The organism is Shewanella putrefaciens (genome assembly GCF_016406305.1).
GTDB lineage: Bacteria > Pseudomonadota > Gammaproteobacteria > Enterobacterales > Shewanellaceae > Shewanella > Shewanella putrefaciens_C.
On sequence record NZ_CP066369.1, the window covers coordinates 4,103,099 to 4,117,128 of the forward strand.

The window sequence follows — 14,030 nt, forward strand, 5'->3', positions numbered from 1 at the left end:
TTTTGCAGCTGCGCAATTGAGTTAATCTTTAACTAGCGGCTCGCTAAACTGATAGCCACATTATCGTATTCAATATAACTCTCCGACCAATAGCCTCTGATCCCATTGAGCGTGCTCATGGTCATCACAGCATCCACACGTTCTTTATTGAAATATAAAAGCTGGCGCTTACGGGAATAGAACTTAAAGTTCACTGACATCCCCATTTCCCTAAATGCGGCCTTGATGATATCAATTTCGAGCCCAGAACGAGTATCTTCGAGAATATAGGGTGGACGATTTAAGGCGCTACCAATAGTTAAAGATACCGATACCGCATAGGTCGGTAGGATGAGCAAACTGATTAACAGTAATCTCAAGCGCATACACTATCCCACTTCGATGAGTATCATAACTATAGCGGTAAATGGCAGGAGTTCCAGAGCGGTTAGTTCTGCCAACACTCTCCTACCACCACCAGTCAAAACCGTTCAACGGCGGATATAGCCAGGATTATTGCCCGAGCTAAAAAAGCTGACATGTCTTTGTTATTTAGCAATAAAATTCAATGTGGCGGTGGGGCTAAGGGAATAAAAATAGAAGTTTGAAGAGAGCAGCCTTAAATGGCTAAGGCTGCTTTGAAAACGGACTACTTTGATGAAAACGAACGGATTACTGCTGGATACCGACGATTAACCAAGGTGAGTTGGCTTGCGTTAAATTACGCTCTAAATGCCATACTTCCTTAATGTCCTCTTCTACGCCTTCAACCGTATCGCGGTAGCGGCCGCTAAATTTAACACTCACTTCCGCAAGATTAGCATTGTGCGTGGCGCGAACCAGTTCAGCATCCAAAAACATCACTTCTGTGTGTTGATCGCCCACTAACTCGCGGCGTTGGTTGCTGAGTTCATTGAATAGTTCAATAGAAACATACTCTTGGATTTTGTTCAGATCGTTTTCATTCCACGCCAGTTGCAGGGTTTTGTAATGACTACGAGCACCTTCCAAAAAGCCGGGTAAATCAAAACCCGCAGGTAAATTAAAGGGAACATCGCTTGCCGCCTGGGCAAAACCATTGCTGCCACTGTTACCATTGGTCGCAAAACCTGTTTGCTCAGCTTGTTGGCGCTGGAAATTAGGATTTGGCTGGCCAGCTCCCGCGTAGGCAGGTCTTGGCTGCGCGCCAGCTTTTGAGGCCATCAGAGTACGGACAATTTTGAACAGTACAAATGCCACTAAACCTATAATCAAAATATCCATAAATTGAATATTTTCAAAACCTTCACCCATAAATAGCGCCGCCAATAGGCCACCCGCTAACAAGCCGCCTAACATACCGCCCATCATGCCTTTTTTACCCGCCGCTCCCGCAGCAGTAGGTGCAGTGGTCGCAGTATTGGTTGCTGCAGGTTGAGCCTGCGCAGTTTGCTGACTCTTGCCAATAGACTTACTACCGCCAAACTTTTTCGCTTCAACGACTGGGCTAGTAACTAAGCTAACCGCAAAAATCATCGCCAGCATAATAAATAACTTTTTCATTTATAGGATCTTTGTATAACCAGAGGTGTTGGCATCATAGCGGGATGACATTATATGTCAACTATGAAAAGAGGAGCATAAGCTTACAAACTTCGTTTGTTCTTCTAAATCAACATCTAAATCAAAGTCGTGGGGCTTCATCCCTGATTGTTCAGCATGACTCAACGAAGAATGCCTCTAAAGATATGGTGATTCAGCTATGTGTGACGTGAGAAGTGATTAAGCACTGTCATTCCAGTGACACGCAGCAAGCACATCCATGTGTGCTCGACCGTGACATCTGATGTAAAAGGATTTACGAATGTCGCGATCACATGGATGTGAAAGAGCGACCATGTCACGGACGGTCACTTACATACCAGTGCTTAATCCCGTTAACAAAAGTGTATTCTGTTCGCCAGAACTCCGAAACCAAATGCCTAAGTATTACCTCAGCTGGCATCGCTTTAGAAAGGTCATTAACACAGCCAATATCGTGAAAATGCTTGTCCTATCTTTTCTTTCTAGCGCTTTTCACGCGGAAGTCGCTTATGGCAGCTTGTAGTAACTTGTACCCATATCAAAAGTGTACTATGTTCTTGTTTTAAAATGTGTGGTCTGATTTATTCTAATAGCATAAGTAACATTTTACTCTTTGATGAGAATTAATAATGATTAGTAGTGAAGTTAATAGTTTTTTAGATGATGCTGAAATTGAAGATTGGTTCGAGTCAGAAGATGATGTGGTGCCTCCACAAAAACTAACCGATGATGAGCTTTCTCAAAAATATGCTGATATGCAGATTAGAATTGTGAGGTCTACACTAGACTTTACTCTTCACACTCTGAATGCATCTATCGCTGATAAATCATATATAAATATGGCTCCAGAGTATCAGCGTCGGGCGAGATGGGATCGCAAGAAGAAGTCACTTCTGATTGAATCATTTCTTATGAATGTACCGATACCACCCTTGTTTCTTTTTGAGAATGATTACAACCAATATGAGATAATGGATGGTAGACAGCGTATGGAGGCTATTTCAGACTTTTTGGCTAATAGGTTTGCCTTAACTGGTTTGGAGTTTTGGCCTGAATTACGAGGGAAAAGGTTTAATGATTTACCTAGCCTTATACAGAGGGGACTGCTTCGGAGAACTATAAGTGCGGTTGTATTATTAGCAGAAACAGCCAGAACAGATGTTGATTTTGATATACGTATGATTCTGTTTCGTCGATTAAATACTGGCGGTGTAAAGTTAAATCCTCAAGAATTACGTAATGCGCTTTATCCTGGGCCTTTTAATCAGGCAATACATGAACTTTCAAGATGTGATGACTTTACTGCTATTTGGGATATACCCAGGAAATCAGATAATGAAGATGAAAATCCATCTCAAATCTTATTAAAGAATGCTCTCTATAGATCTATGATGGATTGTGAGTTGGTGCTCCGATATTTTGCGATAAAAGATGCTGTAAATGATATATCGCGAGGGGCATTACGTGAAATATTGAACAAGACATTGGCAAGATATAATAAAGCTAGTTACTTTGAAATCGAACAATTAAAAAATGACTTTAAGTTAACGTTGGTAAGATTAAGAGCTGCATTGGGGGATGATTTCCATAGGCTTTCTAAAGGAGGTCAACCTAGTAGACCTTTATATGATGCTTTGATGGTAGCAACATCAGAATTACAAGCTCAAGATCTTAGTTCTAATTCAGCTGAAATTAGATTGCGATTGAATTCTTCATTAGAAACTCCTGACGAGTATGAAATATTGGTTGGTAGAGGAAATACACTGGAATCCATCAAGAATCGAGTAGAACTTGCTAAGAAGATTATAAGGGGATATTGATGGACCCTATTGTTAAAGAGTTCGAAGATGATTTGAATAAAATACTTATTCAAATTGAGTTACTTGAGATGCTTGGAGAGTTTATAGGTCATGATACATCTCTTCTCGAGGATGACTCCAGCCATTTTTTAACATCTGCTATCGAGCTGCTTACAAAAATAAAAGAAAGCCATACTAATCTACCAATTGCGCGAGGTACGCTTATCCTTTATACGTGCGGTCGTTTTGAATCAATGGTGCGGACTATGTTTGAAGATCTTTGTCAAAGGTTAGTTGCCGCAGCAAAAGTCTATCAAAGGCTTCCGACAAGAATGCAGGAAAACCTTCCTTTATTTACAGCAAGAGTCATATCTGAACCTAGAAAATATGGGCATGCTGAAGGTGGGGTGCGTACATTTGTGTCCACATTAGCTCAAAATTTACAACCAAATGCCCATATTGATACCGTGAATTATCAATGTCTTTCTATTACCGATTCAAATATGAGGGCCGATGTACTCTCAGATTTATTTGGCAGAGTTGGTGCTAATGAAATATGGAAGTTGATTGCTCAGCAGGCATCTATAAAAATATACTTCAAAGATAATGATGTAAGTGCTGTAGAGTCAAAATCTAAAAGAAAACTTAATGATTTAATGGATTTAAGGAACAAGATTGCACATCCATCAGGTAGTATTGATTGGCCATCACCAGATAGTATAAAGGACAACCTTAATTATTTGAAAATATTAACAAAAGTTCTAGGCGAGTTAATGGGTATATATGAAAATACTCTATGTAAACCTGCTTGATGGGCTGATTAATTCTAGTTTAATGAGCCATCATAGCTAAATATGCAAAGTGCATACTTGTAAAAAGATCGGGCATACAAAACGCACCTGTTATTAACAGTCAACACCGAGGCAACAGAAGTTAACCACCCCCTCGGAGTTACCGCAGGGCGAATTGACAAATTGCGTGAGTCTCGCCATGGATGGCGAGCTATCTTTCGCAGGTGCAGGGACGGCTCCTTCGGAAGCGATAGCAAATTTGGCAATGAGCACAAGGGGCTTTCAACTCCGTTAGGGGCGTCTTGGCTGCTTGTGAAAACAATAGCAAGGAGGATAGGACGAGCAGTCCTCCTTGGTCGACTCTTGATTAAAAATCAGGGGGGGAAGCCCCACGACCTTGATTCACCTCGGCCGTTAGGCCGCAAACTTATAGCCACGTTAACGAGACACCCATCACTTTAACGAGACACCCATTGTTAAACTCTTGAAATGCCCTATTTGTAAATAACAGACTATCAGACATACCAAGGGTTTAACTAGATTAAGCACTGTCATGGAAGTGACCGTTGGCGGCATGGCCGCTCTATCACATTCATGTGATCGCGGCATTCGCACTTCCGTGTGCAGCAGATGTCGCCGTCGAGCCCTCAGGGATGACTTATTTTTAAACCAAAGTCGGCGTGTCACTGGAATGACAGTGCTTAATCAAACTTCAGTTACCCAAAAGCTGGATCCCCGCTCAGAAGCACCGCGGGGATGACGATGCTTAATCAAACTTAAGTCACCCAAAGCTGGATCCCCGCTCAAATGCAGTGCGGGGATGATGGTGCCGTCGCTTAGCTTAAGACCTCTTCTAATGCCTTGAGGCATAGGGCGACATTCTCACGGCGGGCACCGAAGCCCATAAGACCGATACGCCATGCTTTACCCGCAAGGGCGCCAAGGCCGGCGCCGATTTCGAGGTTATAATCCTTCAATAAACGAGTCCGCACTGCGGCATCATCTACACCAGCGGGGATGTAAACTGCGTTAAGTTGTGGCAGACGCGAATCTTCGGCCACCACAAAGTTTAGCCCTAACTTTTCCAGCCCAGCACGCAGCACTAAGTGCATTTCATGATGGCGTTGCCACGCGTTTTCTAAACCTTCGGCCGCCAATAAACGTAGGGATTCATGCAGTGCATAAAGCGCATTCACTGGCGCTGTGTGATGGTAACTGCGTTTGCCTCCAGCGCTGGTCCAATAGGCCATCACTAGACTTTGATCGAGGAACCAACTTTGCACTGGGGTCTTGCGATTCTTGAGTTTTTCGACGGCAGCAGGCGAGAAAGACACAGGCGATAAACCCGGTACACAGGAAAGGCACTTTTGACTGCCAGAATAAATGGCATCTATACCCCATTCATCGACTCTTAACTCGACGCCGCCAAGGGACGTCACCGCATCGACAATCGATAAGCAGCCGTGTTGTTTGGCTAATGCACACAAGGTCTTAGCATCGGACAAAGCGCCAGTAGAAGTTTCGGCATGCACAAAGGCTAAAAATTTAGCATCGGGATTGGCTTTCAGCGCCGCTTCAACCGCAGATGGGTCGACAGGCGTGCCCCACTCATTGTCCACCAACACAGCAATGGCGCCCATGCGCTCGACGTTTTGGCGCATACGCTCACCAAACACACCGTTACGACAGACAATTACCTTTTCGCCGGGTTCGACTAGGTTCACAAAACAAGTTTCCATGCCCGCACTGCCCGGCGCGGATACTGCCATGGTCATTTCATTTTTAGTTTGGAAGGCATATTGAATAAGACTTTTAAGCTCATCCATCATGCCCACAAATAGCGGATCTAAGTGGCCAATTGTCGGTCTGGACTGCGCCGCAAGCACTTCGGGATAAACATCCGACGGGCCTGGGCCCATCAAAATACGGCGAGGAGGATTAAAAGCGGTAAAACGCGGTGCTGGTAACATCATGTCTCCTTAATGCGTGCAGGTGCTGGTCGAGGTCTGGATATTAATTCGTTATTCATTAGCCGTTCTGTTTTCAGAAACTGCCCGTTAAATGCCAGCGATTTAAGTCAGTGACTTAACTGCGACGTATTAATCGGCGGCTAGAGTATTAAGTCTACAAAACTACCACAAAAAGAGGCGCATGTGCGCCCCTCCTTTAGCCTAACTTTGATCTAACTTGTGCCTAACTTTACCTAAAATGCCATAGCACCGAGCAGCTATGTTAATCACAGCAAATGCTATAACGCTTTGTTTGCATTACCCGCATTTAAAAACAGCTGATAGGCAGGGCTTTGGGTTTCCTCTTGATAGACAAAACCCAACTCAGTTAAAAACTGCTGGAACGGCAAAGCATCACTCGCGGGCACTTCAAATCCCGCTAGCACTCGGCCAAAGGCCGCGCCGTGGTTGCGATAATGGAACAAGCTAATGTTCCATTTACTCTGCAATGTGGTCAAAAACTTCAGCAGCGCACCGGGATGCTCGGGGAACTCGAAGCTAAACAAACGCTCCTCTAAAGGCTCTGGTGGATGACCACCGACCATATAACGCACATGCAATTTCGCGGTTTCATCCCCGGATAAATCCTGCACTTCAAAACCATTGGCCTCTAAGGTGGCAATGATTTGTTCTAGCTCACCTTGGCCTCGGCTTAAACGAATGCCGGCAAACACCACGGCAAGATCACGACTACTGAAACGATAGTTAAACTCTGTCATCACCCGCTTATCGAGCAGTTCACAAAACCGCAGGAAGCTGCCCGGACGTTCAGGGACTTTCACCGCCAGTACCGCTTCTTTTTGCTCGCCAAGCTCACAGCGTTCAGACACATAACGCAGACTGTGAAAATTCACATTCGCGCCACTTAAAATCGCCGCGACTTTCTCACCATTGCCGCAATCACCATTGGCATTAGCGCTGACATATTTTTTAAGCCCAGCTAAGGACAAAGCCCCAGCGGGTTCGGCTATCGCACGGGTGTCTTCGAAGATATCTTTCACCGCAGCGCAGATTTCATCCGAGGTCACAGTGACCACTTCATCGACATAAAGTTTCGCGACTCGAAACGGCTCAGTACCGATACGTTTTACCGCCACGCCATCGGCAAATAAACCGACTTGCGCCAACGTCACTGGTTCGCCCGCTTCCATCGCCGCCTTTAAACAGGCCGCATCTTCTGGCTCGACGCCGACAATTTTCACCTGCGGCATCACCGCCTTGTAATAGGCTGCGATACCCGCGATTAAACCGCCACCGCCTACGGGCACGAATACCACTTCGAGATCGCGCTGCTGCTGCAACATCTCTTGGGCGATAGTGCCTTGGCCTGCGATCACCGCTTCATCATCGAAGGGCGCGATATAGACTCTGCCCTCTTCTTTGGCCATCGCCATCGCAAAGCCATTGGCTTGATCGAAGGCTTGGCCGTGCAATACCACGTTGCCACCTAAACGGCGCACCGCATCGACTTTAATATCGGGCGTCGTCTCGGGCATCACAATCACAGCATCCACACCGCGACTCGCCGCTGACATAGCTACACCCTGAGCATGATTGCCTGCCGAAGCGCACACCACGCCGCGCTGGCATTCTTCTTTCGTCAGCTGGGCGATACGGTTATAGGCACCACGTAACTTGAAGGAATGCACTGGCTGCATATCTTCGCGCTTCAAAAATACCTGACAACCTAAACGCGCCGATAACTTGTTCATGCTGGAAAGCGGCGTCACTTTCGCTATGTCATACACGGATGACAACAGGATTTTTTGCAGATAGCTTTGTGCCAACTGAAAATGGGCTAAATCCGCCTGAGTTTGCGATGAGAGTGGCAACATAGATGCAGTAAACATAATTAGTCCTCCAGTTTACTGCGATCGCGCACCGCGCCCTTGTCGGCACTGGTGGCGAGCATGGCGTAGGCCTTAAGCGCGAGTGACACATAACGCTCGCGACCGACAGGCTTCCACGCCATAGGACCAAGCGCTAACATGACCTCGCGACGAGCATTGAGTTCAGCATCACTTAACGCCAGCTTGATGCTGCGCTTGGGGATATCGATTTCGATGCGATCGCCATTTTCAATCAAGGCGATTGTGCCACCCGCAGCCGCTTCGGGTGAGACGTGGCCAATCGATAAACCTGAAGTACCACCGGAGAAACGACCGTCGGTGATCAGCGCACAGGCCTTGCCTAAGCCGCGAGATTTTAAGTAACTGGTTGGATACAACATTTCTTGCATACCCGGGCCGCCTTTCGGGCCTTCGTAACGGATAACCACCACATCACCCGCCACCACTTCGCCGCCTAAGATACCCGCCACTGCATCATCTTGGCTTTCATAGACGCGCGCCGAGCCAACAAAGGTCAGATTCGATTCATCTACGCCAGCGGTTTTAACGATACAGCCGTTTTCGGCCACATTACCCGACAATACGGCAAGCCCGCCCTCTTGGCTGAAGGCAAACTCACGGCTACGGATACAACCTTCTTGTCTGTCATTATCCAATGTAGGCCAGCGACAATCTTGGCTAAAGGCTTTAGTGGTCGGAATGCCCGCAGGCCCCGCCATAAAGAAGTGTTTTACTTTTTCATCCTGCGTTTGCATCACATCGTACTGGGCCAGCACAGACTTTAAATTTCCGCCGTCATCGGCCGCCACATGGAACACATCGGTATGCAGTAATCCGGCTCTGTCGAGTTCGCCCAAAATCCCCATCACGCCGCCCGCACGGTGCACGTCTTCCATATGATATTTAGGCGTCGATGGCGCAACCTTACAAAGGTGCGGCACCAAGCGCGACATACGGTCGATATCCGCCATGGTAAAATCGACATCGGCTTCCTGCGCGGCAGCTAATAAATGCAATACGGTATTAGATGAACCGCCCATGGCAATATCTAAGGTCATGGCATTTTCAAAGGCTTTAAAGTTGGCGATATTGCGTGGCAATGCCGATTCATCATCTTGATGATAATAACGTTTTGCTAGCGCCATCACGCGGCGACCCGCTTCCAAAAACAGCTCGCGGCGATCCGCGTGGGTTGCCAGCATAGAACCATTACCCGGCAGCGATAATCCTAGGGCTTCGGTTAAACAGTTCATTGAGTTCGCGGTAAACATACCAGAGCAAGAGCCGCAGGTTGGGCATGCGCTACGCTCGATTTTGGCACTGTCTTCATCGCTCACGTTCGAGTCGGCGCCCGCCACCATAGCATCGACTAAGTCGAGCTTAATGAGCTTATCCGACAGCTTAGTTTTACCCGCTTCCATCGGTCCGCCAGACACAAACACGACGGGAATGTTGAGGCGCAGCGCCGCCATCAACATGCCGGGAGTGATCTTGTCGCAGTTGGAGATACACACTAAAGCATCGGCGCAGTGGGCATTAACCATGTATTCCACACTGTCGGCGATAAGCTCACGCGATGGCAGGCTATAGAGCATGCCACCGTGGCCCATGGCGATACCGTCATCGACGGCGATCGTATTGAATTCTTTGGCGATACCGCCCGCTTCTTCGATGGCGCTCGCCACCAGTGAGCCCATGTCTTTTAAGTGCACATGACCAGGTACAAACTGAGTAAAGGAGTTAGCAATGGCGATAATTGGCTTACCAAAATCATTGTCTTTCACCCCTGTGGCGCGCCATAGCGCACGGGCACCCGCCATATTGCGGCCTTCGGTACTGGTAGCTGAACGTAACTTTGGCATTGACTGTATCCTTTATCTCAAATCGAAAATCGTATTCTTAATTCACATGGCGAATGCTTAAGCATTCGCCGTTTGTTGCAAGCTCAGCGGTAACAATACCTTACACTGGGTCACATCAATCAGTTTATTCAACTGATTACTTAACAGTTCGATGGCACGTTCGCTATCGACCTCCATATCCAGCGACAGGCTCGCATCGTCATTCATACGCATCTGCATTTGGGTAATCCTAAAGCCACGATGGCGAGTCACGCGCAATACACGCTCAAGCACTTCGGGGCGTTGTTGAACCGTTAATTCCAGAGAGTGGATCATGTTTGTTTCTCCATTTCGTCCATCATATCGCTGTTTGATGCGCCGGGGGGCACCAGTGGCCAAACGTTAAAAGCATCGTCGATTGCAACGTGTAATAAATACGGGCCCTTAGCCGCTAACATTTCGGTTAAGGCTTCTTCCACTTCGTCGGAAGAAAAAATAGTCCGGCCGGGAATATCAAAAGCAGAGGCCAATTGCACAAAATCTGGGTTATCGGATAAATCCGTTTCGCTGTAGCGCTCTTCAAAAAATAGCTGCTGCCACTGTTTCACCATACCGAGCTTTTGATTGTCGATAAGCACTATCTTCACTGGCAGCTTGCGGCGTTTGATGGTGGTCAGTTCCTGCACATTCATCATAAAAGACCCATCGCCAGAGACAGTCACCACTGTCGCATCGGGACGGGCCACTTGCGCACCAATGGCGGCGGGCAAACCAAAGCCCATAGTGCCTAAGCCAGCACTGGACAGATGATCTTCGGGGCGGCGGAACCACATATGCTGGGCCACCCACATTTGGTGCTGGCCCACATCACAACAAACTACGCTGTCTTCGGGTAATTTATTGGCTAAACGGCGCAGCAGCGCAGGCGCGTAGATCAAACTGCCGGGGTGTTGATAATCCCATTGGTGCTTACGGGATAAATGCTCCACCTCGGCCTGCCAAGGCGTGATGTTCATCGACATGGCTAAGGCAGGCAGGATTTGACGTAAGTCACCGGCGATTGCCACCTCTGGCATACGCAATTTGCCCAGCTCGGCGGCGTCGATATCTAAATGGATCACTTTGGCCTTGTCGGCAAAGCTCGCTAAACGGCCGGTGACTCTGTCATCGAAACGGGCGCCCACCACGATCAACAAATCGCAATCCTGTACCGCTAAGTTAGCCGCTTTGCCACCATGCATGCCTAACATGCCTAAGTAACCGGGCGTGCCGTGGGCGATACTGCCAAGCCCTTTCAAGGTCGCGACCGAAGGTATACCCGTTACTTTGATAAACTCACGCAGTTGATCGACCGCGCCCGCCATGCCCACACCGCCGCCGACATACAACATAGGTTGTTTCGCTTCAGCCAACAGCACACGGGCGGCGTCGATATCACTCATCTCGGCTTGGGGTTCGTTCATGACGGCCAGCAAAGGTGTGCGGTATTCGAGGTGAGCGATTTGGATGTCCTTCGGGATATCGACCAACACAGGGCCAGGGCGACCAGATGCGGCGATCTCAAAAGCTTGATACAAGGTGGGGATAAGATCGTTGATGTTTGTCACCATAAAACTGTGCTTAGTGCAGCTCAGTGACATGCCCAGCACGTCGATTTCTTGAAAAGCATCAGTGCCGATAACGGCGGTGGAGACTTGGCCCGTAATGGCCACCATAGGTACAGAATCTAACAGCGCATCGGCTAAGGAAGTGATCAAGTTAGTCGCGCCTGGGCCTGAGGTCGCAAAGCACACGCCAGTTTTACCGCTGGCTCTTGCGTATCCTACGGCCGCAAAGGCGGCGCCTTGTTCGTGACGGCTGAGCAGATGTTCAACAGGGCTTCCATAGAGGGCATCGTATATTGGCATAATGGCACCACCTGGGTAACCGAATACTGTGGTAACACCATGTGCGGCTAACACTTTGATTACCGCGTCTGCGCCTCTGATCATTTGCCCTGGTTCCATATCTTCTCTCGCTACCTGAATCCTACATTGCCGAAAATCGACTCGATTTTTACGCTTTCGAAACTTTTACTTTGTCGAACCGTTGGACCTTGCTCAAGGCCCTGAAACGAAGAACCCCCCGGTCCTTTCGGAGCGGGGGGTTCTTTCGAAACTTTTAACCTTTTAGGTCTACCAGTTCGCCATGCGCCGCCCCCGCTGTGATTTAATAATCACGACGGTAATAATCACGAGAATGAGCTTGGCAGCTTGGTTAAACATCAATATGAGTTCCTAATCGGTGTTTTCTAAAATATGAGTATCGCTTAAATAATGATGTCGCTGGGCTCTGCCCGTTGCGAGCTATTAGCTTTACCATAAAGCGACAGCCAAACACAATAAAAAAGATTTTTTGTCAAAAAAAATTCAGCTTCCCTGCCGAGACAATGCAAAACAACAAGGTAAAACCCCATCAAACGCGCGTTAGTTAGCACCATTGCCGACTAACTCATGTCGTTGTTGCCCACTCGACAGCCCACGAAGCAGGTAAAATTTTCAATAATGCCAAGCACCTTTCCCTGAGTGTCTTGGCATTTTATACCAGCATTTATTTGATCAATTTAACTCAAACAATACTTTTCATTTCAGTCATATAACCACGAAGCTCGGCACCGATGTATTCCACATCTGTGTGGCGAATCGCATCATTGACGGCTATGAGTTTCAGGTTATCAACGCTGGTGGAACTATCCTTAAGACCCGCACCTAAATACTCAGGCGACATGGCATTCACGTAGTCGCGCAGCATAGGTACGGCGGCGTGATTGAACAGGTAACAACCGTATTCGGCGGTGTCTGAAATCACTACGTTCATTTCGTACAAACGCTTACGGGCAATAGTGTTGGCGATAAGTGGAGTTTCGTGCAGTGACTCGTAATAAGCCGACTCTTCCACAATACCCGCAGACACCATGGTATCGAACGCCAGTTCCACGCCCGCTTTGATCATAGCGACAAGGAAAATACCTTTGTCGAAATAGGTTTGTTCGTCGATATGCTCGCTCGATACGGGGGCATTTTCGAAACCTGTTTCGCCAGTTTCCGCTCTCCAACGCAGCAGGTTCGCATCATCATTCGCCCAGTCTTGCATCATAGTGCGCGAGAATTCACCGCTGATGATGTCATCCATGTGCTTTTCAAATAATGGCTGCAGAATTTCTTTTAAATCTTCTGCAATTTCAAATGCTTTAATCTTGGCTGGGTTCGATAAACGGTCCATCATGTTAGTGATGCCGCCGTGTTTCAGCGCTTCGGTGACTGTTTCCCAGCCTTGCTGGATAAGCTTGGCCGCGTAACCTGGTTCCACGCCATCGGCAACCATTTTGTCGTAACCTAAGATAGCGCCCGTCTGCAACATGCCGCAGAGGATAGTCTGCTCGCCCATCAGATCCGACTTCACTTCTGCGATAAAGGACGACAGTAACACGCCCGCCCTATCACCACCGGTTGCGCTGGCATAGGCTTTAGCTATCTCTAAGCCGTCGCCCTTGGGATCGTTCTCAGGGTGCACTGCTATCAGCGTTGGCACACCAAAACCGCGTTTGTATTCTTCACGCACTTCAGTACCTGGGCACTTAGGCGCAACCATGATAACCGTAATATCTGGCCGAACTTGCATGCCCTCTTCAACGATGTTGAAACCGTGGGAGTAAGACAAGGTAGAGCCTTGCTTCATCAGTGGCATAACGGCATTAACCACATTTGAATGCTGTTTGTCCGGCGTCAGGTTAAGCACCAGATCCGCCGCAGGGATTAATTCTTCAAAGGTGCCAACACGGAAACCGTTATCGGTTGCTTTTTGCCATGAGGCACGTTTCTGTTCAATCGCTTCAGGGCGCAGGGCATAGGAAATATTCAGCCCCGAATCACGCATGTTCAAGCCTTGGTTAAGACCTTGAGCGCCACAACCTAAAATAACAATATTCCAATCTTTGAGGTAATTGCAGCCGTCGGTAAATTCAGAACGATCCATAAAACGACATTGGCCAAGCTGTGCTAATTGTTGACGTAAATTCAGAGAGTTAAAATAGTTAGCCATCTGAGATACCACCTTTAAGTCAGGAATGGGGGACTCAACCAAACTAAACACTATGTTAAGGAATGGTTGTGATTGAAATCACTATACCCCATGCTTATCGTTGCTTAAAATGATATAT

The 14,030-nt window shown here is 47.6% G+C and carries 10 protein-coding genes; 2 read left to right on the forward strand and 8 right to left on the reverse strand.

Annotated features, from left to right (window positions below):
- Positions 1–32 precede the first annotated feature (32 nt).
- Positions 33–365, reverse strand: a complete 333-nt coding sequence (locus JFT56_RS19960; RefSeq protein ID WP_233095537.1) for a hypothetical protein — start codon at positions 363–365, stop codon at positions 33–35.
- A gap of 286 nt (positions 366–651) precedes the next feature.
- Positions 652–1,521 (reverse strand): Tim44 domain-containing protein, encoded by an 870-nt coding sequence (locus JFT56_RS17790; protein ID WP_198781311.1) that lies wholly within the window; start codon positions 1,519–1,521, stop codon positions 652–654.
- A gap of 650 nt (positions 1,522–2,171) precedes the next feature.
- Between JFT56_RS17790 and JFT56_RS17795 the strand changes: the two genes are divergently transcribed.
- Entirely contained in the window at positions 2,172–3,362 is a 1,191-nt protein-coding gene (locus tag JFT56_RS17795; protein WP_198781312.1) for a DUF262 domain-containing protein, read from the forward strand.
- Positions 3,362–4,153, forward strand: a complete 792-nt coding sequence (locus JFT56_RS17800; RefSeq protein WP_198781313.1) for a HEPN domain-containing protein — start codon at positions 3,362–3,364, stop codon at positions 4,151–4,153. Before JFT56_RS17795 ends, JFT56_RS17800 begins: the two co-directional genes overlap by 1 nt.
- An 815-nt stretch (positions 4,154–4,968) precedes the next feature.
- Here JFT56_RS17800 and JFT56_RS17805 read toward each other — a convergent pair.
- The 6 genes from JFT56_RS17805 to ilvC all read right to left on the reverse strand — a co-directional run bounded on the left by JFT56_RS17805 (position 4,969) and on the right by ilvC (position 13,912).
- On the reverse strand, positions 4,969–6,102 hold the full coding sequence (locus tag JFT56_RS17805; protein ID WP_198783630.1) for a pyridoxal-phosphate-dependent aminotransferase family protein: 1,134 nt from the start codon (positions 6,100–6,102) through the stop codon (positions 4,969–4,971).
- Positions 6,103–6,380: 278 nt separating this feature from the next.
- On the reverse strand, positions 6,381–7,976 hold the full coding sequence (ilvA, locus tag JFT56_RS17810; protein WP_198783631.1) for a threonine ammonia-lyase, biosynthetic: 1,596 nt from the start codon (positions 7,974–7,976) through the stop codon (positions 6,381–6,383).
- A 17-nt stretch (positions 7,977–7,993) separates the two neighbouring features.
- Positions 7,994–9,853 (reverse strand): dihydroxy-acid dehydratase, encoded by a 1,860-nt coding sequence (gene ilvD, locus JFT56_RS17815; protein ID WP_198781314.1) that lies wholly within the window; start codon positions 9,851–9,853, stop codon positions 7,994–7,996.
- Between the two features lie 57 nt (positions 9,854–9,910).
- Positions 9,911–10,168 carry an acetolactate synthase 2 small subunit gene (ilvM, locus tag JFT56_RS17820; protein ID WP_007651625.1) on the reverse strand — a complete coding sequence of 86 codons (258 nt, stop codon included), beginning with the start codon at positions 10,166–10,168 and terminating at the stop codon, positions 9,911–9,913.
- Positions 10,165–11,838 (reverse strand): acetolactate synthase 2 catalytic subunit, encoded by a 1,674-nt coding sequence (ilvG, locus tag JFT56_RS17825; RefSeq protein ID WP_198781315.1) that lies wholly within the window; start codon positions 11,836–11,838, stop codon positions 10,165–10,167. Before ilvG ends, ilvM begins: the two co-directional genes overlap by 4 nt.
- A gap of 601 nt (positions 11,839–12,439) precedes the next feature.
- Entirely contained in the window at positions 12,440–13,912 is a 1,473-nt protein-coding gene (ilvC, locus tag JFT56_RS17830) for a ketol-acid reductoisomerase (protein ID WP_198781316.1), read from the reverse strand.
- Positions 13,913–14,030: the final 118 nt, after the last annotated feature.